General features: G+C 70.2%; 20 protein-coding genes. 4 read left to right on the forward strand and 16 right to left on the reverse strand.

Features of this window, described 5'->3' with window-relative positions; translation table 11 throughout:
• The first annotated feature begins 277 nt into the window (after positions 1–277).
• Positions 278–1,312 (forward strand): metallophosphoesterase family protein, encoded by a 1,035-nt coding sequence (locus ACFVX4_RS32810; protein ID WP_389984379.1) that lies wholly within the window; start codon positions 278–280, stop codon positions 1,310–1,312.
• A 117-nt stretch (positions 1,313–1,429) separates the two neighbouring features.
• Here the strand turns inward: ACFVX4_RS32810 and ACFVX4_RS32815 are convergent, their stop codons facing one another.
• From ACFVX4_RS32815 to ACFVX4_RS32835, 5 genes are all read right to left on the reverse strand, one after another.
• On the reverse strand, positions 1,430–2,389 hold the full coding sequence (locus tag ACFVX4_RS32815) for an ABC transporter substrate-binding protein (protein WP_389984382.1): 960 nt from the start codon (positions 2,387–2,389) through the stop codon (positions 1,430–1,432).
• Positions 2,382–4,340 carry an ABC transporter permease gene (locus ACFVX4_RS32820; RefSeq protein ID WP_389984385.1) on the reverse strand — a complete coding sequence of 653 codons (1,959 nt, stop codon included), beginning with the start codon at positions 4,338–4,340 and terminating at the stop codon, positions 2,382–2,384. The genes ACFVX4_RS32815 and ACFVX4_RS32820 overlap by 8 nt, the downstream gene beginning before the upstream one ends.
• A gap of 85 nt (positions 4,341–4,425) precedes the next feature.
• Positions 4,426–5,475 carry a glycine betaine/L-proline ABC transporter ATP-binding protein gene (locus ACFVX4_RS32825; RefSeq protein ID WP_389984388.1) on the reverse strand — a complete coding sequence of 350 codons (1,050 nt, stop codon included), beginning with the start codon at positions 5,473–5,475 and terminating at the stop codon, positions 4,426–4,428.
• Positions 5,475–6,998, reverse strand: coding sequence for a GMC family oxidoreductase (locus ACFVX4_RS32830; RefSeq protein ID WP_389984391.1), 1,524 nt, complete (start codon positions 6,996–6,998; stop codon positions 5,475–5,477). The genes ACFVX4_RS32825 and ACFVX4_RS32830 overlap by 1 nt, the downstream gene beginning before the upstream one ends.
• A 156-nt stretch (positions 6,999–7,154) precedes the next feature.
• On the reverse strand, positions 7,155–8,642 hold the full coding sequence (locus ACFVX4_RS32835) for an aldehyde dehydrogenase family protein (RefSeq protein ID WP_389984394.1): 1,488 nt from the start codon (positions 8,640–8,642) through the stop codon (positions 7,155–7,157).
• Positions 8,643–8,997: 355 nt separating this feature from the next.
• Between ACFVX4_RS32835 and ACFVX4_RS32840 the strand changes: the two genes are divergently transcribed.
• Entirely contained in the window at positions 8,998–9,402 is a 405-nt protein-coding gene (locus ACFVX4_RS32840; RefSeq protein WP_389984397.1) for a hypothetical protein, read from the forward strand.
• On the opposite strand, the gene ACFVX4_RS32845 is transcribed toward ACFVX4_RS32840, so the two are convergent.
• The 8 genes from ACFVX4_RS32845 to ACFVX4_RS32880 form a co-directional block, all read right to left on the reverse strand.
• The gene (locus ACFVX4_RS32845) at positions 9,388–10,044 is read right to left on the reverse strand and encodes an SGNH/GDSL hydrolase family protein (protein WP_389984399.1); all 657 of its coding nucleotides are present in this window, start codon (positions 10,042–10,044) and stop codon (positions 9,388–9,390) included. The genes ACFVX4_RS32840 and ACFVX4_RS32845 overlap by 15 nt on opposite strands.
• A 40-nt stretch (positions 10,045–10,084) precedes the next feature.
• Positions 10,085–10,936, reverse strand: a complete 852-nt coding sequence (locus ACFVX4_RS32850) for a sugar phosphate isomerase/epimerase family protein (RefSeq protein ID WP_389984402.1) — start codon at positions 10,934–10,936, stop codon at positions 10,085–10,087.
• A gap of 110 nt (positions 10,937–11,046) precedes the next feature.
• Positions 11,047–12,474, reverse strand: a complete 1,428-nt coding sequence (locus ACFVX4_RS32855; protein WP_389984405.1) for a chondroitinase-B domain-containing protein — start codon at positions 12,472–12,474, stop codon at positions 11,047–11,049.
• Positions 12,475–12,601: 127 nt separating this feature from the next.
• Positions 12,602–14,035 (reverse strand): polysaccharide lyase 6 family protein, encoded by a 1,434-nt coding sequence (locus ACFVX4_RS32860; RefSeq protein ID WP_389984408.1) that lies wholly within the window; start codon positions 14,033–14,035, stop codon positions 12,602–12,604.
• Between the two features lie 60 nt (positions 14,036–14,095).
• A complete protein-coding gene (locus ACFVX4_RS32865) occupies positions 14,096–15,418 on the reverse strand; it encodes an alpha-L-fucosidase (protein ID WP_389984411.1) in 1,323 nt (440 codons plus the stop codon).
• Between the two features lie 96 nt (positions 15,419–15,514).
• Positions 15,515–16,381 carry a carbohydrate ABC transporter permease gene (locus tag ACFVX4_RS32870; protein WP_072488495.1) on the reverse strand — a complete coding sequence of 289 codons (867 nt, stop codon included), beginning with the start codon at positions 16,379–16,381 and terminating at the stop codon, positions 15,515–15,517.
• On the reverse strand, positions 16,378–17,340 hold the full coding sequence (locus tag ACFVX4_RS32875; RefSeq protein ID WP_389984414.1) for a carbohydrate ABC transporter permease: 963 nt from the start codon (positions 17,338–17,340) through the stop codon (positions 16,378–16,380). The genes ACFVX4_RS32870 and ACFVX4_RS32875 overlap by 4 nt, the downstream gene beginning before the upstream one ends.
• On the reverse strand, positions 17,337–18,665 hold the full coding sequence (locus tag ACFVX4_RS32880; protein WP_389984417.1) for an extracellular solute-binding protein: 1,329 nt from the start codon (positions 18,663–18,665) through the stop codon (positions 17,337–17,339). Before ACFVX4_RS32880 ends, ACFVX4_RS32875 begins: the two co-directional genes overlap by 4 nt.
• A gap of 482 nt (positions 18,666–19,147) precedes the next feature.
• Here ACFVX4_RS32880 and ACFVX4_RS32885 point away from each other — a divergent pair, with 482 nt between their 5' ends.
• The gene (locus ACFVX4_RS32885) at positions 19,148–20,158 is read left to right on the forward strand and encodes a hydroxyacid dehydrogenase (RefSeq protein ID WP_389984420.1); all 1,011 of its coding nucleotides are present in this window, start codon (positions 19,148–19,150) and stop codon (positions 20,156–20,158) included.
• A 51-nt stretch (positions 20,159–20,209) separates the two neighbouring features.
• Here ACFVX4_RS32885 and ACFVX4_RS32890 read toward each other — a convergent pair whose 3' ends face one another.
• Positions 20,210–20,599 carry a hypothetical protein gene (locus ACFVX4_RS32890; protein WP_389984423.1) on the reverse strand — a complete coding sequence of 130 codons (390 nt, stop codon included), beginning with the start codon at positions 20,597–20,599 and terminating at the stop codon, positions 20,210–20,212.
• Positions 20,600–20,627: 28 nt separating this feature from the next.
• Between ACFVX4_RS32890 and ACFVX4_RS32895 the strand changes: the two genes are divergently transcribed.
• Positions 20,628–20,756, forward strand: coding sequence for a hypothetical protein (locus ACFVX4_RS32895; protein WP_389984426.1), 129 nt, complete (start codon positions 20,628–20,630; stop codon positions 20,754–20,756).
• A gap of 134 nt (positions 20,757–20,890) precedes the next feature.
• Here the strand turns inward: ACFVX4_RS32895 and ACFVX4_RS32900 are convergent, their stop codons facing one another.
• Positions 20,891–21,127 (reverse strand): hypothetical protein, encoded by a 237-nt coding sequence (locus ACFVX4_RS32900; protein ID WP_389984428.1) that lies wholly within the window; start codon positions 21,125–21,127, stop codon positions 20,891–20,893.
• Between the two features lie 452 nt (positions 21,128–21,579).
• The gene (gene cobN / locus ACFVX4_RS32905) at positions 21,580–25,176 is read right to left on the reverse strand and encodes a cobaltochelatase subunit CobN (protein ID WP_389984498.1); all 3,597 of its coding nucleotides are present in this window, start codon (positions 25,174–25,176) and stop codon (positions 21,580–21,582) included.
• Positions 25,177–25,190 lie beyond the last annotated feature (14 nt).

Here is a 25,190-nt window from a genome sequence, read left to right on the forward strand (position 1 = left end):
GTCGACGTCGGCGTGGTGCCCGCGGTCCGTGGGCCGCCCGCCGCGTCGACACCCCGGCCGGGCTCGGATCGTCTGCGTCGCCGCCCCTGGCCGATCCGCAGCCGGGCGAAGAACCCGGCCGACACCGAGGGTCGTTGAGCGACATCCGTCAGAAACACGCCACTGCCGGACCACACATTTCAAGCCATGGTCATCTGCGGTACCCCGACGGGCCATCCTGAGCGGAGACACTGCCCGCGTCCCATACGCACGGGGTGCACAGACGAAGGAAGTACCGATGGATCGCAGATCGTTCATGGCCACCACAGGCAGCGCGTCGCTGGTGGGCGGTGCGCTCGCCGCCGGCGCGGGACTGGCGGCGCCGACGGCCGAGGCCGCTCCGCACCGGCCCGACAAGGGCCGGACGGTTCGGTTCAACATCATCAGTGACATCCAGGGCGACCTCGCCGACTTCGGCAAGGCCCTCGATGATCTGCACCGCATCAACCCCGGCAGTGCCGGCCTCGGCATAGCCGGCGACATCACGCCACGCGGCTACGACTTCGAATACGCGGCGGTCCGCCAGACCCTCGCTCGGCACCCGCACCCCAAGAACGTCGCGTGGGCCATCGGCAACCACGAGTTCTACGTACCGAAGTACAGCGACCCGAACACCCTCGCCCAGGACACCTGGCCCAACGGCACCACCGAGGACTCCCTCTTCCGCAGCTTCTACAACTTCGCGGAACGCAACAAGGTCTACTCGGAGACCTCGTTCGGCGGCGTTCCCGTGCTCAGCCTGGGCACCGAGCGCTACTCCCACTACCACGACGCGAAGCTGTGGGACGAGGTGTGGATCAGCGACGAGCAGTTCGCCTGGCTGGAGGACCGCCTCGCGTACTGGGCGCGCCGCCGTCGGCCCGTCATGGTGCTGACCCACCACCCGCTGCCCAACACGGTGTCGGGCACGCACAACAAGCTCTACCTCAACGACTACCTCCAGCCCGACCGGCTCCTGTCGATCCTGGGCCGCCACAAGGACGTGTTCCTCTTCTCCGGGCACACGCACTGGGACCTCAATCTGTCCGACTGGGTGGTGCGCCGCGTGGTCCCCGGCACCGGCAACCTCGAAGGGTTCACCGTCGTGAACACCTCGGCCGTCCAGGTGGGCTGGATGGACGACGGCAAGGGCGGCGAGGTCTCCCTCGGCGATGCCTTCAACCAGGGGCTCCAGGTCGAGGTCGGCCCCCACTCCGTCGTCATCAAGGCCCGCGACTTCACCACGGGAACCTGGCTCAAGCAGCTGACGGTCCCGCTGCACACCAAGTCCTGACACCCTCCGGTTCCTGACGCGCACCAGGTCCTGACCCGCCGCGGGGCGGATGCCACACCGATGTCCGGTGCGGCATCCGCCAGGGCATCCGTCGGACCAACGGGGCGAGCCCGATGCTCACTTCGCCAGCCACGCCCGCCACGTGGACTCGTTCTTCCGCACCCACCGTGCCGCGGCCTCCTCGGGCGACAGCTTCTGGTCCGCGATCATCAGCGCCACCTCGTTCTGTGCCCGTGTCGTCCAGTGGAACTTCTTCAGGAACGCGGCGGCCCGGCCGCCCCCGTCGGCGAACCGGGCGTTGAGGAACTTCCGCAGCGGGGTGTGCGGATACGCGCACGCCACCTTCTTCGGGTCGGCGTCGCAGCCCTCCTTGTACGCGGGCAGCTTCACCTCCGTCATCGGAACCTGCTCGAACAGCCACTGCGGCTTGTACCAGTAGGTCAGGAACGGCTTCTTCTCCTTGGCGAACTGCTTGATCTGCGTGATCTGCGCCGCCTCGGAGCCGGAGAAGACCACCTGGTAGTCCAGGTCCAGATTCTTCACCAGCGCCCTGTCGTTGGTGACGTACGACGGCGAGCCGTCCAGGAGCTGCCCCTTGCCGCCGCTCTCCGCCGTGCGGAGCCGGCCGGCGTACTTGTTCAGGTTCTTCCAGTCCGTCACGTCCGGGTTCGCGTCGGAGAAATACTTCGGCACGAACCAGCCGATGTGGCCGGTCACGCCGAGCTCCCCGCCCGGCGCGATCGTCTTCTTGTCCGCGACGTAGCGTTCCTCCTGCTCCGGGTGGCCCCAGTCCTCCAGGATCGCGTCGACGCGGCCCTGGCTGAGGGCGTCCCAGGCGGGGACCTCGTCGATCTGGACGGTGTCGACGCGGTATCCCAGCTCGTGTTCGAGCAGGTACTGGGCGACGGCGGCGTTGGCCTGCGCACCCACCCACGACTGGACCGACAGTGTCACCGTCCTGGCGCCGTGCGCGTCGGCGTACGGGGACGCCTGCTTGGTCATGTCCGCCGCGCCGCAGCCCGTCAGGGCCAGCAGCCCGAACGCCGCGGCGGCAGCGGCGATGGTGCGCCTACGCATCCCGAGGCTCCCTTCCGGTCGGCTGTGTGACCCGGTCCAGCATCAGTCCGAGGCATACGATGGCCGCGCCCGCGACCAGCCCGGTCGCCAGGTCGCCCTGGGCCAGCCCGAACACCACGAGGTAGCCGAGCGCACCGCCGCCGACCAGGCCGCCGATGATGACGACGGCGAGGACGAGGACCACACCCTGATTGACGGCCAGCAGCAACGCGGGCCGGGCGAGGGGCAGTTGGACCTGGCGCAGTTGCTGCCAGCCCGTCGCGCCGAGCGAGCGGGACGACTCCATCGCGACCGGGTCCACGGCGCGCATGCCCTGGGTGGTGATGCGGACGACGGCGGGCAGCGCGTACACCACGGCCGCGACGGTGGCGGGTGCCCGGCCGACGCCGAACAGCGCGACCACCGGGATCAGGTACACGAACTGCGGCATCGTCTGGAAGACGTCGAGCACGGGCCGCAACAGCCGCTCCAGGCGGGGGCTGCGGGCCGCGGCGACGCCGGTGGCGACACCGGCGACGAGTGTGACGGCGACCGCGGCCAGCACCTGCGAGAGGGTGTCCAGCGCCGGCTCCCACACCCCGAGCACCCCGATCGCGGCCATCGCGAGCACGGCGGTCAGCGCTGTGCGCCAGGTGCCGATGAGCTGGGCGAGGACCCCCACCAGGAGCAGTACGGCCCACCAGGGCAGCCACTGAAGACCGTCGCGCACCGGGTCGAGGACCCAGGTGGTGAAGCGGGCGGCCCAGTCGGCGGTGCCGCCGATGACGGGAACCCCGGAGTACAGGTGCGCGGTCATCCAGTCGACGGCACGGTTGACGGAACCCGCGATGTCCACGGTCCAGGCGTCGGGCCACGACAGCCGGCCGGCGTAGCGGCCGGCGAGCGCGACGGCGACCGTACCGGCCGCGGCGACCGCCCAGCCGAGGCCGCTCCCCCGGGCGGGCACGGCGCCGATCCGCTCGCCCGCGGCAGCGGTGACACGGTCGAGGACGACGGCGAGCAGGACGACCGGCACACCGGCGGCGAGCGCCGCGCCGACATCGACGGAGGCGAGGGCCTGGTACACGCGGTCGCCGAGACCGCCCGCGCCGATCACGGACGCGATCACGGCCATCGAGAGCGCCGTCATGATCGATTGGTTGACCCCGAGCAGTAGTTCCTTGCGGGCCAGCGGGAGCCGGGCGGTCAGCAGCCGCTGCCGGCCGGTCGCGCCGAGCGAGGCCGCGGCCTCCATCACCCCGGCGTCCGCGCCGCGCAGACCGAGCGCGGTCAACCGGGCCATGGGCGGGGCCGCGTAGACGACGGTGGCGAGGACCGCGGCCGGTACGCCGATGCCGAAGACCAGCACGACCGGGAGCAGATACGCGAATGCGGGCAGCACCTGCATGGTGTCGAGCACCGGGCGCAGTGCCCGGTGCACGCGGTCGGACAGCCCGGCGGCGAGCCCGAGCAGCGCCCCGAGCAGAACGGACGCGGCGACGGCGACCACCATCAGCGCGAGGGTCTGCATGGTGGGCACCCACATGCCGAGCAGCCCGCACAGGGCGAACGCTGCGACGGCGGTGAGCGCCGGGCGGATGCCTGCGAGGCGCCAGGCGACGAGGCCGGCGGCGGCCGTGACCCCGGCCCAGCCGGCGGCGAGGAGCACGAGGTAGACGGCGCGTACGGACAGTACGACGGCGTTGCTGATGTGGCCGAAGAAGTACAGGAAGAGCGGGTGGCTGTCCCGGTTGTCGATGATCCAGTCGCTGGCGTCGCCGAGCGGTCCGGACAGGTCTACGGCGAACCGCGCGGGCCAGCTGCCGCCGCCCAGGAGTACGGCGCCGAGAAGGAATGCGACGAGGGCGACGCCCCCGATGATCGCGGTGCGGTGCCGGGCGCGGGCGTCGCTCAGCGGCACGCGCGCCGGGGGCGCGCCCGTCCCGGCGGCAGTGGTGACGGTGGTGCTCATCGTGTCCGCCTCCCCGTCGTGTCCGCGGAGCAGGCGGGCAGGGGCGCATGCGGGCCGGGCGGTCCCCAGGTGGTGTGCGCGGGCATCAGGCCGCCTCCTTCTGCGGGGCGAGCCCCGCCACCACGCCGAGCAGGTCCGCATGGCCGACCACGCCCACGCAACGGCCGTTCTCGACGACGCGGGCGGTCCGGCCGCTGCGGACGACGGCCTCGATGGCCTCGTGGACCGTCGCGTCGGGGGCCAGCGCCGGGCCGTTGTCCGTCTCGACGGCTCCGGCCGGCCGCATCGCCGAGCGCACCGTCATGACCTGTTCACGCGGCACGTCGCGGACGAAGTCGCGTACGTAGTCGTCCGCGGGGGCGCCCACGATCTCCTCGGGGGTGCCGAGCTGAACGATCCGGCCGTCCCGCATCAGCGCGATCCGGTCGCCGAGCTTCAGCGCCTCGCCGAGGTCGTGCGTGATGAAGACCATCGTGCGGCCCTCCTCGCCGTGCAGCCGTACGACCTCCTCCTGCATGTCGCGCCTGATCAGCGGGTCCAGTGCGCTGAACGGCTCGTCGAACAGCAGCACTTCGGGGCCCACGGCCAGTGCGCGGGCCAGCCCCACCCGCTGTTGCTGCCCGCCGGACAGCTGAGCGGGGCGGCGGTGCTCCATGCCTTCGAGGCCGACCTTGGTGACGAACTCCGCCGCCCGCTGCCGCCGTTCGGCGCGCGCGACCCCCTGGATCTCCAGCCCGTACGCGACGTTGTCCAGCACCGACCGGTGCGGCAGCAGCCCGAAGTGCTGGAAGACCATGGCGGCGCGGTGGCGGCGCAGCTCGCGCAGGCGTGACGCGTCCATCGACAGCACGTCCTCGCCGTCGATGGCGATCGAGCCGGACGTGGGCTCGATCAGCCGGGTCAGGCAGCGCACGAGCGTCGACTTGCCGGAGCCCGACAGGCCCATGACGACGAAGACCTCGCCCTTGCGGACGTCGAAGGTCACGTCGCGCACGGCGGCGGTGCAGCCGGTGTGTTCACGCAGTTCGGCGGGGCCGAGTGCGGCGAGGGCCGGATCCGCCGGCACCCGGTCGGCCTTCGGGCCGAAGACCTTCCACAGTTCACGTACGGAAAAGACAGGCGGCTCGGTGTTCATCAGGCATTGCCTCCCAGAAGGTCCGCGCATTTCTCCCCGACCATCAGCACGCCGATCATCGGGTTGACGGTCGTCATGGTCGGGAAGACGGACGCGTCGGCGATCCGGATGCCGTCCAGGCCACGGATCCTCAGATCGGGTGTCACGACAGCGAGTTCGTCGCCCGCGGCACCCATCCGGCAGGTCCCCGCCGGGTGGTAGACGGTGTGCGCGACCTTGCGCGCGTACTCGCCGAGCTCCTCGTCGGAGGTGACCTCGGGCCCGGGGCAGACCTCGCGCTTGAGCCAGCCGGCGAGCGGTTCCTGCTCCGCGATGCGGCGTGCGATGCGGATGCCGTCGACGAGGGTGCGGCCGTCGTAGTCCTCCTCGTCGGTGAAGTACCGGAAGTCGAGGGCAGGCTTGACCTCGGGGTCGGCGCTGGTCAGGTACAGCCGGCCGCGGCTGCGCGGCTTGGGGATGTTGGGGGTCATCGACACGCCGTGCGGGGGCCGCTGATAGCCCAGCCGTTCGGGGTTGTCGGTGAACGGGATCTGGTAGAAGTGGAACATCAGGTCCGGCCCGTCGGCGTCCGGGTCCCTGCGTACGAAGAGGCCCGCGTCGCTGTCCATCGCGGAGTTCTCCGGTATCGGCCCGTCGGTCTCCCAGACGATGACCGACTCGGGGTGGTCGAGGAGGTTCTCCCCGACGCCCGGCAGGTCGTGCACGACGGGGATGCCGAGCTTCTCCAGGTCGGCGCGGGGTCCGATGCCGGAGTGCAGCAGCAGCCGGGGGGTGTCCACGGCGCCCGCGCACACGAGCACCTCGCGCCGGGCCCGTACGACATGCTCCTCGCCGTCCTTGGTGCGCACGTGCACACCGGTGGCCCGGGTGCCGTCGAGCTCCAGCCCGAACGCCCAGGTCTCCAGGGCGATATGGAGGTTGGGCCGGTCCAGGAACGGGTGCAGATACGCCACGGAGGCCGAGGAGCGCTTGTTGTTCTCCGGGTGGTAGGCGAGGTCGAAGAAGCCGACACCCTCGTGGAACGGCTGTTTGTTGAAGCCCTCGACGCGCGGTACGTCCAGCGCGATCCGTGCGGCGTCGACGAAGTCGCGGGCGATGGCGTTCCGGTCGGCCTCGTCGACGGGGACGATGTTGTTGCGCAGCCTGGCGAAGTACGGGTCCATCGACGCCGCGCCCCAGCCCTCGGCGCCCGCGTCGGCCCACTCGTCCCAGTCGGTCGGCAGGGGCTTGAAGGCGATGAGGGTGTTGTGGGACGAGCAGCCGCCGAGCACGCGGGCGCGGCTGTGGCGGATGTGCGAGTTGCCGCGGGGCTGCTCGGTCGTCGGGTAGTCGTAGTCCAGTTCACCGCCGAGGAGACCCATCCAGCGGCGCAGGGTGAGGACGTCGTCCCGTCCGACGTCGCTGGGGCCGCCCTCGATGACGGCGACGGTGGTGTCCGGGTTCTCGGTGAGCCGGGAGGCGATCACCGATCCGGCGGTGCCGCCGCCGATGACGACGTAGTCGTAGACGTGGTTGTCGGTCATGCGCTCGTTTCCCTCTGCTCCGTCGGGTCCGATGCGGACGTTGCATCCGCCGCGTCCGGTGCGTCCGTCACATCCGGTGCGTACGTTGCGTCCAGTGCCCTTGCGCCTTGCGTCACGTGTGGCATGTGCGTCGCGTCCGTGCTTCAGCGCTGTGCCTCAGCCCGCGAACCAGCGCACGGGGCGCGGAGCGAGGTTCTGGTAGATGTGCTTGGCCTCGCGGTACTCGGCGAGGCCGGTCGGGCCCAGCTCACGGCCGATGCCCGACTTCCCGAAGCCACCCCATTCGGCCTGCGGGAGGTAGGGGTGGAAGTCGTTGATCCAGACGGTGCCGTGGCGCAGGCGCCCGGCGACCCGCCGGGCGCGGCCCGCGTCGGCGGTCCACACGGCGCCCGCGAGCCCGTACTCGGTGTCGTTGGCGAGGGTGACGGCCTCGTCCTCCGTACGGAAGGTCTCGACGGTCAGGACGGGGCCGAAGACCTCCTCGCGCACGACGCGCATCCGGCGGTCGCACCGGTCGAGGACGGTGGGGCGGTAGAAGTAGCCGGGGCCGTCGGGCCGTTCGCCGCCGGCCCGGAGCACGGCGCCTTCCTCGATGGCGGATGCGACGAAGTCCTCGGTCTTCGCGAGCTGTTGCGCGGAGACGAGCGGCCCGCATTCGACGCCGGGGTCGGTGCCGCGGCCGAGGCGGATCCTGTCGGCGCGACGGGCGAGTTCGGCGACGAAGCGCTCGCGCAGCGACTCCTCGACGATGAGCCGGGATCCGGCGGAGCAGACCTGGCCGCTGTGGATGAAGGCGGCGTTGAGCGCCTGATCGACGGCGGTGTCGAAGCCCTCGTCGGTGGCGCAGGCGTCGGCGAAGACGACGTTGGGGTTCTTGCCGCCGAGTTCGAGCGCGACCTTCTTGACGGTGTCGGCGGCGGCGCGGGCCACCTTCGTACCGCTGGCCAGCCCGCCGGTGAACGATACGAGGTCGATGTCCGGGTGCTCGGCGAGACGGGCGCCGACGGTGGCACCGGCGCCGGTGACGATGTTGGCGGCGCCCTGGGGCAGTCCGGCCTCCATCAGGAGCCCGATCAGCGCCACGGTGGTGAGCGGGGTGATCTCGCTGGGCTTGACCACGAAGGTGTTGCCGGCGGCTAGCGCCGGGGCGATCTTCCAACTGGCCTGGAGCAGTGGGTAGTTCCAGGGGGTGATGAGTGCGCACACCCCGACCGGCTCATGGACGACGACGCTGTGGATCTCGTCGTTCCCGGCGTCGACGACTCGTCCGCCGCTCTCGTTCATGACGAGGTCGGCGAAGTAGACGAAGGCGTCGCGCACACAGTCGACGTCGACACGCCCCTCTTCGAGGGTCTTGCCCGCGTCCCGGCTCTCCAGGGCTCCGATCTTCTCCCGGTCCCGCTCCAGCAGTGCCGCGACGCGACGCAGCAGGGCGGCCCGCTCGGCGACGGGCGTGCGCGGCCAGGCACCGTCGTCGAAGGCGGCACGCGCGGCGGCGACGGCGTCATCGGTGTCGGCAACGGCGCCCTCCGCCACAACGGCGAAGACGCCGGCGTCGACGGGGTCGATGATGTCGCGCGTGGCACCGGAGACGGCCGAACGCCACTCCCCGCCCACGTGGATGGTCTGTTGTGCTGCCGACACGTCGTGTTTGGCCTTTCGGTTCCGGATGTGCGTCCTGCGCCGGTCACACCCCGGCAATCTGGCCGCCTGCCCCGGGTCCGAAGAACCATGCCCTGCTTCCGGCGGAAAGTGACCCGCCTCACGCCGCGACGTGGGGCCGCGCCGCTGTACAGCCCAAATCCGCGCAGCCGCAGGTGAATCACGCCGTCACCTGCGTGTCCCGCCCCGTCCGTCGCGTCCGTCCCCGGAAGTCGGCCGGCGCAGCGTCGCAGCCCCGTCGGATTTCCGTGGTTCACACCTCGCACACCGAAACACGGCCTGCTGCGATGATGGACGCGATCACTGCTTCGAACCGACAACTGTTGGGGCCTTCACCATGGATGGATTCGTCCTGGGCGACACGGACTTCGCCGTCGACCGATCGGAATCGTCGGTCCGGACGGCACCGGACGGCCTGGTGACGGTCGACGTCCGGGGAACCACCGAGGCCCTTGACGCGCAGGGGGACACGGGCCCGTTCGGCTGGGCGATCCATCCGCCGCGTCTCTACCTCACGGCGGTTCCCGCCACCTGGACCGGTGGTGTGGCGGCCGTAAGGATCGACGACAGCATGTCCGGCCTTTGCGACATCGGTCTCTACCTCCACGAACACGGCGACGTCACCGGCGAGCTGACGCTCGATCCGGCGCGAACCCTGCGCATCAGCGGGTCGGCGCAGATCGGCGGACGCGCGGAATCGATCGACGTTCAGGTGGACCTCCCCCTGCTACTCCCCGAGTAGGCGCGAGTCCACCGTGGCGAGCCAGGCATCGGCGACGATCCTGTGGCCGAGGGGACTCGGGTGGACCCCGTCCGGAGCCAGCTCCGAGGCCTCCTTCGTCTCCGCGGCGCGGAGCAGGGCAAGGTCCGCGCGGACCACCTGGGCTCGGTTGGCCTGCGCGGCACGGAGAACGGCATCGGTACGGGGCGTCAGGTCCTCGAACCATTCCTTCTGGTCCGGGGTGACCGGGAGCAGGAACGGGGTGATGACGACCAGTCGTGCGGACAGTTTGCGCGCGGTGTCCGCGAGGAGGCGGTCGAGGCATGCCTCGAACTCGTCGACCGGGCTGAGCAGTCCGCGGTCGTAGCGCCGCCAGGTGTCGTTGATGCCGATCTTGACCGTGACCACGGTGGGCCGGTGGTCGATGACGTCGGTGGTCCAGCGGGCTTCGAGGTCGTACACACGGTTGCCGTTGAGACCCTTGTTGATGACGGCGGGGCCGGGTCCGTCGCCCGCCCTGGAGTGCAGGGTCTGTGCGATCTCACGGACGTATCCGCTGCCGAGCGATGCGGAATCCGTACGGTCGCGGCCCGCGTCGGTGATGGAGTCACCGATGAACAGGAGTGTGTCCGTCTCCTTGATGTGCATGTCCGCGATGTGCATGTCTGCCGTCCTTACGTCGGGGTGGTGGGTCGGGCGTCGCTCATCGTCGAGCCGCGACGCGCCGCAGCGTATCGGCCTCGCGCGCCAGCACCGCGGGGTCGTCGCCGGGCACGAACTCCAGGAGCGCCTCCAGGGGGACGCGTCGTTCGTTCAGCAACTCGAAGACCCCGGTCCACAGGTCCTCACGGTCCGCCAGTCGCAGTCGGCGGTTGCCCGGCCACCACGAGAAGACATGCACCGCGCTGACCCGCTCGACGAGCTCGGATAGCCCCGCCAGCGCCTCCTCGTCGGGAGCGTCCTGCGGCGGCTGCCAGTAGGTACGGAGGTTGTCCGCGCCCACCTCGTCCAACAGCCGGACGGTCGAGGCGACGGTGTCGGTGAGGGTCCTGGAGTGGAACTCCAGCGCGAGCTCCAGCCCATGGTCCGCGGCGACCCGGGCCGCCTCCCGCAGACAGGCGGCGGTCCCGCTCCGCTCCTGCGGTGTTGCGGTCAGCGATCCGACTCCGCCCGCCCAGACCCGCACCCGCGGCGCCCCCAGGAGCACCGCGGCGCGGGCGATCCCGGGGAACTCGGCCCGTTCGCCCCGCGTGGCGCGGAAGTAGGAGCCGTACGAGCAGCAGGTGAGCCCGTATCTGTCGGAAGCCTCGCGGGCCGCGCGGACGGTGTCGGGATCCCCCGGAGGCGCGTGCACGTCCGCTCCCCACTCGACCACCTCCAGGCCCGCCTCGGCGGCCCGGCGTGCGACCTCGGCGGCGGGCAGCCGCCGGAAGGTGACCGAGCACAGCCCCGGCCTGGCCACGGTGGTGTCCGAGCCGGTCGGCACGAGGCCCGAGGCGCGGTCCGCCGCACTGCGCCCCTGCTCCTCGCGGTCACGGCTCTCCCTGCCTGTCACGGCGTTCCCTCCCTGCGGTCGCCTCGCGGCGGTTCTTCCCTCGCCCTTCTCCGGGCCGTTCCGAAACGGTCCGCCCGCGGTGGCGGGCGGACCGGATCACGAGTGACACCTCACGATGCGTTCGGACCCACGTCCGCGGTCGTGAGGGGGTGCCGGAGCGCGGGCGCGGTCGAGTACTCGTCGGCACCGATGTCGCGGGTGCTGCCTCGCGAGTCGCCGTCGATGTCGTCGGCCACGGCCGGGCTGCCCAGGGTGGCCGCGCCGATCGCCGGACTTCCCGCCGACAGCCGGGCGATGCCGTCCTGGCCCGTCACCAGCTTCGGGTCGGCCCGGGTGTAACCACCGGACGGGATATTGCCGTTGGACGCCGCACCCCACACCATGTTGCTCTGCCAGGTGAAGTTGGTGGTCGTCCCCATCGCGACGAGGCTCCCGGAGTCACCGACGAGCAGGTTGTCGGCGATGACCACGTCCCGGGGCTCATACGTCCGGGTCTCGCCCGAGAGCGTGCTGGAGTTGCCGATCAGGGTGTTGTGGACGATCACCGCGCGGTCGCAGGCGTCGTTGCCCCGCCTCTCGTCCTGCGTCTCGCCCGAGTTGTGGTCGCGGGTGGTGCCGCTTCCGACGACCAGGGCCCGGCTCGACAGTCCGCCGAGGTAGTTGTTGACGATCAGGTGGTCGTTCCCGTACAGCCGCACCCCCTCGCTGCCGCCGATCAGGTAGTTGCCCTCCACCCTGGAGCGGTTGCCGTGGCGCAGCACGATTCCGCCGCGGCTGTTGCGGATCGTGTTGTAACGGATGGTGTTGTCGGAGGACTTCACCGAGATGGCCTCCGGGTCACCGTTGGCACGCTCGAACAGGTTGTACTCCACGACCGCGTGGGCGCCGGACAGCGCCCGCCCGCTGACGCCGAGGCGGATCGACTCACCGCCGTTGGCCCCGGAGAAACTGTGGTCGGAGAAATAGTTCCTGAAGATCTGGATGTTCTGGGCCATGTCGGTCGAGCCCGGACCGTCGACGACGAGGAAGATGCCGGCGGTGGTCTTGTCGTGGAAGTGGTTCCGGTCGATCTTCGTGTCGTTCGCCCGGACGACGAGCCAGTACGGGTCGCCGCTGTCCGCGTGCTGGAAGTCGTTGCGGGTCAGCCGGATCGACGAGCAGTTCTCCGGGATCTCCATCGTGGTGCTCTGCCGGAACGCGAAGCCGCTGACGGTGATGTTGCTCGAATTCGCGAAGACGAAGCTGCGTTCACCGCGCAGCACCGCGCCGCCGCGGGTCTTCGAGACGATGGTGATCTGCGCGGCGCTGGTGCCGTTCTTGCCGGAGACGTTGATCGCGCCGCCCGACGGAACGGTGTAGGTGCCGTCGGCCACGACGATCCGGTCGCCGGGTGCGGCTCCGTTGATCGCGCTCTGGAGTTCGGCCAGGGAGCTGACCGGTGTGTCGGCCGCCGAAGCGTCGACCGACATCGAGGTGCTGAGGGGCACGGCGGCGAGTGCTGCCACCGCGGTGCCCCTGAGGAACGTGCGTCGTTGCATGATGCCTCCTGTGGCGACAAGGACGTGACGGGCCGGTCCGTACAGCCCCCGCGCTGGACGTGCCGGCTGATCGATGGCGGGGACAGCCGGGGGCGAACCGGACCGGCTGTCCCTCTCGGGCGTGTGCTCAGCGGGCCTGGGGACCGACGTCGGCCGGGGTCAGTGGCCGGTGCCTGGGTGCCCGCTTCGCGTACTGGTCGGCACCCACGTCCCGGGTCCGGCCGCGCGGGTCCCCGTCGATGTCGTGGGTGACCGGTGACCGCCTGAGCGTGCCCGCGCCGATCGCCGGGCTGTCCGCGGCCAGCCGGGCCACGCCGTCCGGGCCCGTCACCAGCTTCGGGTCGAGACGGGTGTAGCCACCGGACGGGATGTTGCCGTCGGCGGCGGCGCCCCACAGGATGTTGCCGGACCAGGTGAACCGTACGGTGTTCGCCATCGCGACCAGCTCGCCCGAGTCCCCGACGAGGAGGTTGTCCGCGACGGTCACATCACGCGGCTCGTGGGGACGCTGGCTCTCGCCGGAGAGTGTGCCCTTGTTGTTCACAAGGGTGTTGTACGCGATGAGGACCCGGTCGGGCGCGTCGTTGCCGCGGCGCTCGTCGGGCGTCTCGCCGGGCAGATGGTCGCGCTCCGAACCGCTGCCGATCACCAGGGCCCGCCCGGACAGACCGGCGAGGTGGTTGTTGACGATCACATGGTCGTTGCCGTAGATCCGCACGCCTTCCGTGCCGGCGACGAGATGATTGGCCTCCACCCGGTTGCGGTTGCCGTGCCGCAGGACGATCCCGCCGAAACTGTCACGGATGGTGTTGTGCCGGATGACGTTGTCCGAGCTCTTGACGGAGATGGCCTCCGGGTCGCCGTTGGCACGCTCGAACAGGTTGTACTCCACGACGGCGTGGGCGCTGGACAGTGCCCGGGGGCTGACGCCGAGCCTGATGGGCTCTCCACCGTTGGACCCGGCGAAGGTGTGGTCGGAGAAGTAGTTCCTGAACACATGGACGCGCTGCGCCATCTCCTCCGTGCCCGCGCCCTCGATTCCGAGGTAGATGCCGAGCGTGGACTTGCCGTGGAAGTGGTTGTGGTCGACCTTGCTGTCGTCCGCACGCACCATCACCCAGTGCAGGCCCTCGATGTCGGCGAGCTGGAAGTCGTTGCGGGTCAGCCTGATGTGCGAGCAGTTCGGGGGGATGTCCAGGGTGCTGCTCTGGCGGAAGGAGAAGCCGCTGACCGTGATGTGGCTGGACGCATCGAGGACGAAGCTCTGTTCACCGTCGAGGACGACGCCGCCGCGCGACCGGGCCACGATGGTGATGGGCGCGCGCTCGGTGCCCTGCTTGTTCCGGATGGTGAGGGGCCGGTCCGACGTGACGGTGTACCTGCCGTCGGCCACGACGATGCGGTCACCCGGTCGTGCCCGGTCGATCGCGGCCTGGAGCTCGTCCAGCGAACCGACGGCGGCCGGGGCCGCCGTCGCGCTCGCGGTCAGGAGACCGCCGGTGGGGGCGACGGCCAGCGCCGCCCCTGCCGCGGTGCCCATGAGGAACGTGCGGCGTTGCATGATGCCTCCGTGAGTGTGGTGGTGGATCGGGGGCCGGACCTGTCTCGGCCGGCGACCGTCTCAGCCGGCGGCCGGGTCGGCCGGAGTGTCCAGGTACAGCTCGATGACGGGAACGGGGGTGTCGGGGCGCTGGACGGGGATCTCCAGCGTGAGCGTTCCGGCGGGCTGCCCGCCCATTTCGGTGTTCTGCGCGGGCCGGTCCGGGTCGATGTGGACCTGGCCGATCTCCGAGGCGTCGTTCAGCAACTGGGCGTAGCGCACCCGGCCGGCGAGTCCCGGCAGGTGCAGATGGCGCAGCGGCCAGGCGAGCAGGTGGACGTACAGCCGGTCGCCGCGCTGGGTGTACCGGCATTCGGCGGGTGCGGTGTACGGGGACGGGCCGCAGCCGCGGACCGAGCGCTCGTGCAGGTCCATCCACCGGCCGATCTCCCCGAGGACGGCGACGGCGCGTGGTTCGAGGTCGCCGCGGCCGGTCGGGCCGACGTTGAGCAGCAGGTTGCCGCCCTTGGACACCCCGTCGACGAGCATGCGGATCAGCAGGTCGGCGCCCTTGTGGTCCAGGTTGTCGCGGTCGTAGCCCCAACTCCCGTTGAGCGTCTGGCACGCCTCCCACAGCACGGGCCGGCCGTCCTTGGTCATGGGTCCCGAGGGCTGGTACTGCTCGGGGGTGATGAAGTCGCCGGGAAGGCCGGTCCTGTCGTTGACGAGCACATGCGGCTGGAGTTCGCGGACCATCTCCAGCAGCTTGGGGGAATCCCAGTCGTCCGGGCCCTTGCCGCCCCACCAGGTACGGCCCGCGTACGAGAAGTCGAAGAACAGGTAGTCGACGCGTCCGAAGGACGTCAGCAGTTCGCGGACCTGGCCGTGCAGATAGCGCTGGTAGTCGCGGATGTCGCGGTCGGCGGCCGCGGCCTTGAACTCCTCGTCGTCGCGCTGCGGATGGGTGCCGTCCACGGGAAAGGACGGGTGGTGCCAGTCGATCAGGGAGTAGTAGAGGCCGACCTTGAGCCCTTCGGCACGGCACGCCTCGACGAACGGCCCGACGAGGTCGCGGCCGTGCGGGGTGTTGGTGACCTTGTACTCGGTGAGGGCGCTGTCCCACAGGCAGAAGCCGTCGTGGTGCTTGGCGGTCAGGACGACGTACCGCATGCCCGCCGCCCTGGCCGCCCTGGCCCACCCGACCGGGTCGTAGCGGTCGGGGTCGAAGTGGTCGAAGTAGACCTGGTACTGCTCGTCGGTCAGCTTCTCCCGGTTCTTGACCCACTCGTGCCGTGCGGCGAGCGAGTACAGGCCCCAGTGGACGAACATGCCGAACCGGTCGGTGGTGAACCAGGTCGTGTCGGGGGCCGGCGCGGGAGCCGGGGTCGCAGCGCTCGGGGTCATGGGGCATCGTTCCTTGTCGTCGGCGTCCGGTGACGTGTCCCGGGCGCTGTCGGCGGGCTGGTCGTACGGGGGTCGCGTGCGGACCGGCTTGCCTGGTCAGCCCTTCAGGGCACCGGAGGACAGGCCGTGCACGAAGGAACGCTGGAAGAACAGGAACACGATCACGGAGGGGAGCAGGGCCAGCAGGGAGGCGGCCATCACCACTCCGGGAGTGACGGCGGGGTCGATCCGCAGGGTTCGCAGCGCCAGCGGGAGCGTGTACGAGGAGGAGTCGGTGGAGACCAGGAGGGGCAGCAGGTACTGGTCCCAGATCATGGTGAAGCCGAAGACTCCGATGACCCCGAGTGCGGGCTTGCACATCGGCAGGATGATCTGGGCGAAGATGCGCAGGTCACCGGCGCCGTCGATACGGGCGGCCTCTTCGAGTTCCCGGGGTACGTCCTTCATGAACTCGGTCATCACGAGGATGGAGAATCCCCAGGCGCCCAGCGGGACGATCATTCCGGCCAGGGTGCCGATGAGGTTGAAGTGGACGACCGGCAGGTCGGAGAGGATCACGGACAGCGGGAGGGCCAGGATCTCCTCGGGCAGCATCAGCGTCGCCAGGATGGCGACGAGCACCAGCGTCATCCCCGGGAAGACCTTCCTGGCCAGGGCGTATCCGGCGAGGACGGAGACGGCCACCTGGAGCAGCAGCCCGAAGCCGACCACGAAGAACGAGTTCAGCAGGTACGCGAGCACGCCCTGGTCGAAGGCGATCCTGAAGTTGTCCAGAGTGGCGCCGGAGGGAATGACGCTCAGCTGTGTCGGGTCCTTGACCTGGCTGAAGGCACTGACCAGCAGGGCCAGCAGAGGCCCGGCAAAGACGATCAGGACCAGCAGATAGGTGACGGCCTTCAGGATCCGCCCGCCCGGACTCCTGCTCTCCGTCAGGCCCAGCGCGGTCTCGGTCGGCGCGTTCATTTGCTCTCTCTCCGTCGCAGCAGGTGGACGACGACTGTCAGGATCAGCGTCGCGATGAACAGCAGGACGGCTCCCGCCGCGCCGACGCCGAGTCTGTTCTGCTCCAGCCCGAGCTTGTAGATCAGGGTCATGACGACCTCGGTGGAGCCGTCGGGCCCACCGTTGGTGAGCAGGAACACCTCGGTGAACACGCGCAGTCCGCGGATCGCGGCGAGGATGAACAGGATCGAGAACACCGACCGCAGTCCGGGCACCGTCACATGCCAGACCCGCTGCAGCCTGGAGGCGCCGTCGACCTTCGCCGCCTCGTACAGACCGCGGTCCACACTGGTGAGGCCGGCGAGGAAGATCATCATGTCGTAGGGGGCGCCCCGCCAGATGCCGGTGAGCATGATGGAGGCCATCGACGAATCGGGGTCGTTGATGAATCCCGAGGGGCCGAACCCCACCAGGCCGAGGATGGAGTTGAGCATGCCGTCCGCGGTCGGGTGATACATGATCCGCCACAGTTCGGCGACGACCGCGATCGGCACCACTACCGGCAGGAACGCCGCGGAGCGCACGAACCCCAGCCGGCGGCCCTGGCCTTCCATCAGCAGCGCGAGAACGAGGCCGAGGGCCATCGAGCCGGCCGTCTGCCCGGCGGCGAGGACGACGGTGTGCCACGCGGCCTCGCGGAAGCCTGCGGACTGGAGCACCGTGGCGTAGTTCTCGGTGCCGACCCACCTGTTGCCGAGGTAGGGCTGGACGTCCTGGAAGGACATGGTCAGCGCACTGACCATGGGGATGAACTTGAAGTACAGGAAGAGGAGCAGTGCCGGTGCCAGGAACAGCCACGGCGTCCACCACCGGCCCGACCGGCGGTCGTGCCCGCGGCGGCCGGTGGCCGCGCGGCCCGTTTTCCGGGTGGCGGGTCCGGCCGCCGGGAGGGCGGCCGGATCCGCCTGGTCAAGACTCATGACGTGGCGATTCCCTGTTCCTCGAGGATGTCGGCGAGCTGCTTGTCGAGCTCCTTCAGCTTGGTCCCGGTGTCCAGGTCGCAGTCGGCCATCAGCGCGTTGACGGTATCCGCGGTCGTCTGCCGCACCGGAGTCCAGTTCGGGATGGACGGCGCGTACCGACCGGAGTTCTGGTAGATCTCGGCGTAGGTCTTCCAGCGGGGGTCGGGACGGACCTCGGAGATGTCCACCGTCTTGTTGACGGGTAGCTGTACGATGTAGCCGGATTCGCCCTCCATCCCGGTCTTCTGGCCCTCGGCGGAGAGCGCGTAGTCGGCGAAGGCGTCCTGGCCCGCCATGTTCTCGGAGCCCGCCATCAGGTAGACGGACCCGCCCTCGGCGAGCACGGTGGCGTCCTTCGGCCCCTTGGGCATCGGCACGACCTCGTACTTGTCCTTGCCGAGGGTCTCGTCGAAGCGAGGCAGCAGATACGGGCCGACAACGAACATGCCGGTCCGGCCGGCCTCGAACGTCTCATTCGTGGGCGGGGTCTCCATGGTCACGGCGCCCGGCTGGATGACCTTGTTCTTGCAGCCGAGGTCGCGGAACCACTGCACGGCCTGAGCCGATTCCTTCGTGGTCATCGCGGGCTTGTACTTGCCGTCCCCGGCCTCGGTGATGAAGTCTCCGCCCGCCGCCCAGAGGAAGTTGGAGAAGTACCAGGAGGCGTATCCGCGCTTGGTGGACAGCGGAGCGGCGAGTCCGTACGTGTTCTTCTTGCCGTCGCCGTCGGGGTCCTTGGTGGTGAAGGCTTCGGCCATCGCGGCGAAGTCGTCCCAGCTCTGCGGGACTTCGAGCTTCAGCTTCTCCCGCCAGTCCTTGCGGATGAGCAGCGCGGACGCCTGTGCCGAGTACGGCAGGCCGAACTGCTTGCCGTCCACGCTCTTGCCGGAGTCCAGCCCCTGGCCGACGACCTGCTTGCCGTTCTTGATCTTGTCCAGGTCGATCTCCCGGAGCAGGCCCTGGCTGTGCATGGCGCCGAGCTGCGTCACATCGTTCATGACGATGTCGGGCAGGTTCTTCTGCGTGGCCCGCTGCTGCAGCTTGGTCTCGAAGTCGTCGAAGATCGCCGTGACCTTGACCTTGAAGCCCGTGGCCTTCTCGAAGGCGGCAGCGAGCTTGAGCGCTCCCTGCTCTCCCGATCCGCCCGGTGTGGTCCGGGTCCACAGTTCGAGCGGAGCCTTTGAGTTCTGCTTGGCATCCACTCCCGCAGGCCCTGATGTACAGCTGGTGAGGACCAGTGCGGAAGCAAGAACACCCGCACCGATCCACCGCGTTCTCTGCATGACAACTCCTGTTTTCGCCGCATCACAGCCGGCCTGGAAAGCGCTTGCTGGGACGCTAACGGGGTCCGAATCCGTGGTCAATAGTCCGATGAATGCAAAAATCTCGCGATGGCTCACGAGAGTCTCGTCAGGACTCGCCCGCACTCGCCCCCTGCTCGCCGACACCTCCACAAGGGGATCGATCACCTCGCGAAAGCACCTGACAGACCGATAATTCGGCTGCCTGAGGCAACGATCGGCCGACCGCACATCGATACCGTCCGAACGCAACAGCCGCCGGGACGGCAAGCGGCGGCCGACTGAGCTTCATCCGAGGCCATTTCAATCATCCGATGTATCGTGCTGCAAGCACACTGACCAAGGCAACGAACAAGCCTCGCCAATCTTCAACATCCGGTCAGACATTTCCCCACGCACCCGATCAGGGTTCACAGGCCGATTCGCTGACGGCCTGTCAGCGGAGAGCTGAGGAGCGTAACGCCATGAACGAGCCGGCCCGCAGACCGACAGCCCTGTTGGTCATGGAGGAAGAACGCAGGGCGGACGTCTACCCCCGTGAGGTCCTAGCCGAAATCGAAGGTCTCGTGCACCTGCAGGGTCCGCCTCTCACGCGACAGCGGCTCGACGAGGATCCCGACGTGCTGCGAGAGGTCGATGTCCTGCTCACGGGCTGGGGCGCGCCCGTCCTCGATGCCGCCTTCCTGTCGCATGCCCCTCGGTTGCGGGCGGTCCTCGTCGCCGCGGGCTCCGTACGGCACCTGACCACACCCGTCTTCTGGGCACGCGGCATTCCGATCGTCTCCGCGGCCGCGGCCAATGCCGTCCCGGTTGCGGAGTTCACTCTCGCCCAGGTCCTCCTCGGGTTGAAGCAGGTACACCGCATCACCCGGGAGGTGGCGAGCAGTCGCCGCTTCCCCCACAACCCCCAGGTGCCCGGCGCCTACCGGTCACGCGTGGGCCTGCTGGGGCTCGGGCACATCGGCCGTCTCGTGGCGTCCCACCTCGGCCGCTTCGACATCGAGATCCTCGCCACGGACCCCATCGCCTCCCCGGACACCGCCCGCCGGGCGGGCGTCCGGCTCGTCGGCATCGAGGAGCTGTTCGCCACCAGTCATGTCGTGAGTCTCCACGCCCCCCTCCTGCCCGAGACCCGCGGCACGATCGGGGCCCGGCTGCTGAACTCCCTGGGGCCGGGTGCGACGCTGATCAACACCGCGCGTGGTGCGCTCGTCGACGAGACCGCCGCGGCTGAGGTCCTGCGCGCCAGACCCGACCTCACCGCTGTACTCGATGTCACGCACCCGGAGCCTCCCGCCCATGACTCGCCACTCTTCACCCTTCCCAACGTGGTCCTGACACCCCACCTCGGCGGTGCCCTCGGGGCCGAACGTCATCGTCTCGGAGAGCTTGTGCTCGACGAACTCCGACGCTTTATACATGACCAACCTCTCCAGTACGCCATCGACCCCGCTCGCGCGGCGTCGCTGGCCTGAGGCCGCGGAAGGCCTCGCCGCAGGTGCGGCCCCGGTACGGCGGGGCCGCACTCACGACGTCAGCGAAACGTCAGCGAAACGTGCGTGGAACGTCAGCACGGGGCAGGAGAGTTCGGGGCCCGTCGGTGTGTTCGCGTGGTCGGTGTTCGCGTGCCCCGGCGAGTCGGCCGTCGTCGCATCGCCGAAGGAGTCCGTCATCAAGCTGCGGAGGACCGGGGCCGCCGTTGTTGCAGCCACTGCCGTGGCGGGAATCGCCGTGGCGGCCACGCCGGCCCAGGCAAGCGCGTGCGAGGTGGGCGGCGGCTCCATCATCTGCGAGTACGGCGTCAGCTTCCATACGTTCGCCAACGGCACACGGCAGGAATTCGCGATCGGCACCGATCGGGCAGTGTGGACGCGCTGGAACGACACCGCCGGCAACCGGACCTCGTGGACGTCCATGGGCGGAGTGGCGACGAGCGGAGTCACCGTGGAACCGCTCCCCCACGACACCTTCTCCATCGTCATCACCGGCACCGACGGCCAACGGTGGGAACGCCTGCGCCACAGCTGTCCCGACGGTGCCTGGTCGGACCGCTGGGAGCCGTACCGCGGCTGACCGGTGGTCCGGGGCGCGGCACCCGGGGCGTGCAGCCGCACCGTGCACGCACCGGCTGACACGCGCAGCGCGGCGCCCCGCCCGCACCTCATCTGCGCGTGCCGTCGTGCCGCACGATCGCTGCGGGGCAACTCTCAGTGCGGCCTCCAGGTGAACTTGCCGCCGCCCACCCACCGCACCACGCCGGGGTCGTCCAGGTCATGGACCCTGATTCCTGCGGCCGAGGCGGCGGCGAGCACATCCATCATCGATGTTGCCGCGCTGACGAGCTCCCCGTCGATCTCCACAAGACGGAAGGGCGGGTCACCGGGCTGTACCCCCAGCACGGTGATCCGAGCCGTCGAGATATAAGGACTGCCACTTTCGGTCATGCGTAGATCGCTTCCACGCCACGGGCGACACTATGCCCGGTGGTAGAACGGGTGACGCCCCTTCGCGGAACAGTGCGTCTACCTGGGGCAACGGCGCGGGGCTCGCGGGACTCACCGCGTACCGCAGCAGCGGGTGCCCGGACGCGGATCCGCGTCCGCGTTGCCACCACATCCGGTATCCGAGCACGATCAGCGAGTGCGCCGGTGCGGCAGGCACGATCCGGTTCACGGACCGAACAGCTCCCCCGTGTGCACGTCGATGCCCCACGTCTGGCCGAGTGCTTCACACAGGTCACTGACCGTGGCACCGGCGTAGGTCGACCACGTCAGCCCTGTCACCGTCACGAACAACAGCCGGACCGCGACCCGGGCGCCGACCGAGCCCCGGCCGGTGTCGCGGCCGGGGCTCGGTCACATGTCGCTGTCCGGTGGTCCGGTCCCGGGCCCGGGAGTCAGTCCTCGCCCTCCAGGTTGCCCTCCGTCTCCAGGTATGCCTGGCGCAGGGCTTCGAGGACGGCCGGGTCGGGCTTGGCCCACATGCCGCGGGATTCCGCCTCCAGGAGGCGCTCCGCGATGCCGTGCAGGGCCCAGGGGTTGGCCTGCTGGAGGAACTCCCGGTTGGTCGGGTCCAGGACGTACGTCTCGGTGAGCTTGTCGTACATCCAGTCGGCGACCACGCCCGTCGTCGCGTCGTAGCCGAAGAGGTAGTCGACGGTGGCGGCCAGTTCGAAGGCTCCCTTGTAGCCGTGCCGCCGCATCGCCTCGATCCACTTGGGGTTCACCACCCGGGCGCGGAAGACCCGCGAGGTCTCCTCCACCAGGGTGCGGGTGCGGACCGTCTCGGGGCGGGTGGAGTCACCGATGTACGCCTCCGGGGCGGTGCCGCGCAGGGCGCGGACGGTGGCCACCATGCCGCCGTGGTACTGGAAGTAGTCATCGGAGTCGGCGATGTCGTGTTCGCGGGTGTCGGTGTTCTTGGCCGCGACCGCGATCCGCTTGTACGCCGTCTCCATCTCCTCACGGGCCGGGCGGCCATCGAGTTCGCGTCCGTAGGCGTAACCTCCCCACACCGTGTAGACCTCGGCGAGGTCCGCGTCGGTGCGCCAGTCGCGGGAGTCGATCAGCTGGAGCAGACCGGCACCGTACGTACCGGGGCGGGAGCCGAAGATACGGGTGGTGGCGCGGCGTTCGTCGCCGTGGGCGGCCAGGTCGGCCTGGGTGTGGGCGCGTACGTGGTTCTGCTCGGCCGGCTCGTCCAGGGAGGCGGCCAGGCGGACCGCGTCGTCGAGGAGGCCGATGGTGTGCGGGAAGGCGTCGCGGAAGAAACCGCTGATGCGGAGGGTGACATCGATGCGCGGGCGGCCGAGTTCGGCCGGCGGGATCGCCTCCAGGCCGGTGACGCGGCGCGAGGCGTCGTCCCAGACCGGGCGGACGCCGAGCAGGGCGAAGGCCTCGGCGACGTCGTCGCCGGCGGTGCGCATCGCGCTCGTACCCCACAGGGACAGACCGACCGAGGTGGGCCAGTCGCCGTTGTCGGTGCGGTAGCGCTCCAGGAGCGAGTCGGCCAGGGCCTGGCCGGTCTCCCAGGCGAGGCGCGAGGGTACGGCCTTGGGGTCGACGGAGTAGAAGTTGCGGCCGGTCGGCAGGACGTTGACCAGACCGCGGAGCGGGGAGCCCGAAGGTCCGGCGGGGACGAATCCGCCGTCCAGCGCGTGGAGGGCGTGGTCGAGTTCGTCGGTCGTGGCGGCCAGCCGCGGCACCACCTCGCGGGCCGCGAAGTCGAGGATGTCGCTGACGGCCCGCGGGTGCCCGGCCGCCACCCCGGCGACGGCTTCCGGGGACCAGTCCGCGTCCTCCATCGCCTGGACCAGGGCGCGGGCCCGCTCCTCGGCCTCGTCGGCGGTGACCCGGGTCGCGGCGGACTCGTCGAGCCCCAACGCCTCGCGCAGGCCCGGCAGAGAGGCCGTGCCGCCCCAGATCTGACGGGCGCGCAGGATCGCGAGGACGAGGTTGACCCGGTCGGCACCGGCCGGGGCGCCGCCCAGGACATGCAGGCCGTCGCGGATCTGCGCGTCCTTGATCTCGCAGAGCCAGCCGTCGAGATGCATGATGAACTCGTCGAAGCCCTCGTCCTCGGGGCGGTCTTCGAGCCCCAGGTCGTGATCGAGCTTGGCCGCCTGGATCAGGGTCCAGATCTGTGCGCGGATCGCCGGCAGCTTCGCCGGGTCCATCGCCGCGATCTGGGCGTGCTCGTCCAGGAGTTGTTCGAGCCGGGCGATGTCCCCGTAGCTGTCGGCGCGCGCCATCGGCGGTACGAGGTGGTCCACGAGGGTGGCATGGACGCGCCGCTTGGCCTGCGTCCCCTCGCCCGGGTCGTTGACCAGGAACGGGTAGATGAGCGGGAGGTCGCCGAGGGCGGCGTCGGGGCCGCAGGCGGCGGAGAGGCCGGCGTTCTTGCCGGGCAGCCATTCCAGGTTGCCGTGCTTGCCGAGGTGGATCATCGCGTCGGCGCCGAAGCCGTTGTCGTCGGCCGGGGCGGCGATCCAGCGGTAGGCGGCCAGGTAGTGGTGCGAGGGCGGCAGATCGGGGTCGTGGTAGATCGCGATCGGGTTCTCGCCGAAGCCGCGCGGCGGCTGGATGAGGATGAGCAGATTGCCGCGGCGCAGGGCCGCAAGGACGATGTCGCCCTCCGGGTTGCTCGACCGGTCCACGAACATCTCGCCCGGGGCGGGGCCCCAGTGCTGCTCGACGGCTTCGCGGAGCTCGGCCGGGAGGGTCGCGTACCAGCGCCGGTAGTCGGCGGCCGGGATGCGGACCGGATTGCGGGCCAACTGCTCCTCGGTGAGCCACTCCTGGTCGTGGCCGCCCGCCTCGATCAGCGCGCGGATCAGCTCGTCGCCGTCGCCCGATGCGAGGCCGGGGACCTCCTCCGTACCGAAGTCGTATCCCTCGGCGCGGAGTCGGCGCAGCAGGGCGACGGCGCTGGCCGGGGTGTCGAGGCCGACCGCGTTGCCGATCCGGGAGTGCTTGGTCGGATACGCGGAGAGGACGAGCGCGATCCGCTTCTCGGCGGCCGGGATGTGGCGCAGCCGGGCATGGCGCACGGCGATCCCGGCGACACGGGCGGCGCGCTCGGTGTCGGCGACGTACGCGGGCAGGCCGTCCTCGTCGATCTCCTTGAACGAGAACGGAACGGTGATCAGGCGGCCGTCGAACTCGGGGACCGCGATCTGGCTGGCGGCGTCGAGCGGGGAGACTCCCTCGTCGTTGCCTTCCCAGTCGGTGCGCGAACCGGTGAGGCAGAGGGCCTGGAGGATGGGTACGTCGAGGCCGCTGAGGACGCCCGCGTCCCAGGACTCGTCGTCACCGCCCGCCGACGCCTCGGCGGGCCGGGTGCCGCCCGCGGCGAGGACGGTCGTCACGATCGCGTCGGCGGCGCGCAGCGCTTCGATCAGTTCGGGCTCGGGGGTACGCAGCGAGGCGACGTACAGCGGCAGCGCGCGGGCGCCCGCGTCCTCGACGGCACGGCACAGGGCCTCGATGAACGCGGTGTTGCCGCTCATGTGGTGGGCGCGGTAGTAGAGCACGGCGACGACCGGGCCGTCGGTGCTACGGGGGGTGCGCTCCAGCGGGCCCCAGGAGGGTGCCGGGGCGGGCGGCGCGAAGCCGTGGCCGGTGAGCAGGACGGTGTCGGAGAGGAAGCGGGCGAGCTGGTCCAGGTTGGCGGGCCCGCCGTGGGCCAGATAGGCATGGGCCTCGGCGGCGATGCCGATGGGAACCGTCGAGGCGGCCATCAGCTGGGCGTCGGGGGCCTGTTCGCCGGTGAGGACGACGACGGGGCGTCCGGTGGCGAGCACCTGGTCGAGGCCGTCCTGCCAGGCGCGTACCCCGCCGAGGAGGCGCACGACGACCAGGTCGACGCCGTCCAGGAGCTGTGGCAGGTCCTGGAGCGGGAGCCGGGAGGGGTTGGCGTAGCGGTAGGAGACCGGGCCCTCCGAGGCACGGGCGCTGAGCAGGTCGGTGTCGGACGTCGACAGGAGCAGGATCATGCGGCGTCGGGCCT

It is taken from the genome of Streptomyces sp. NPDC058240 (assembly GCF_042882135.1).
Lineage (GTDB): Bacteria > Actinomycetota > Actinomycetes > Streptomycetales > Streptomycetaceae > Streptomyces.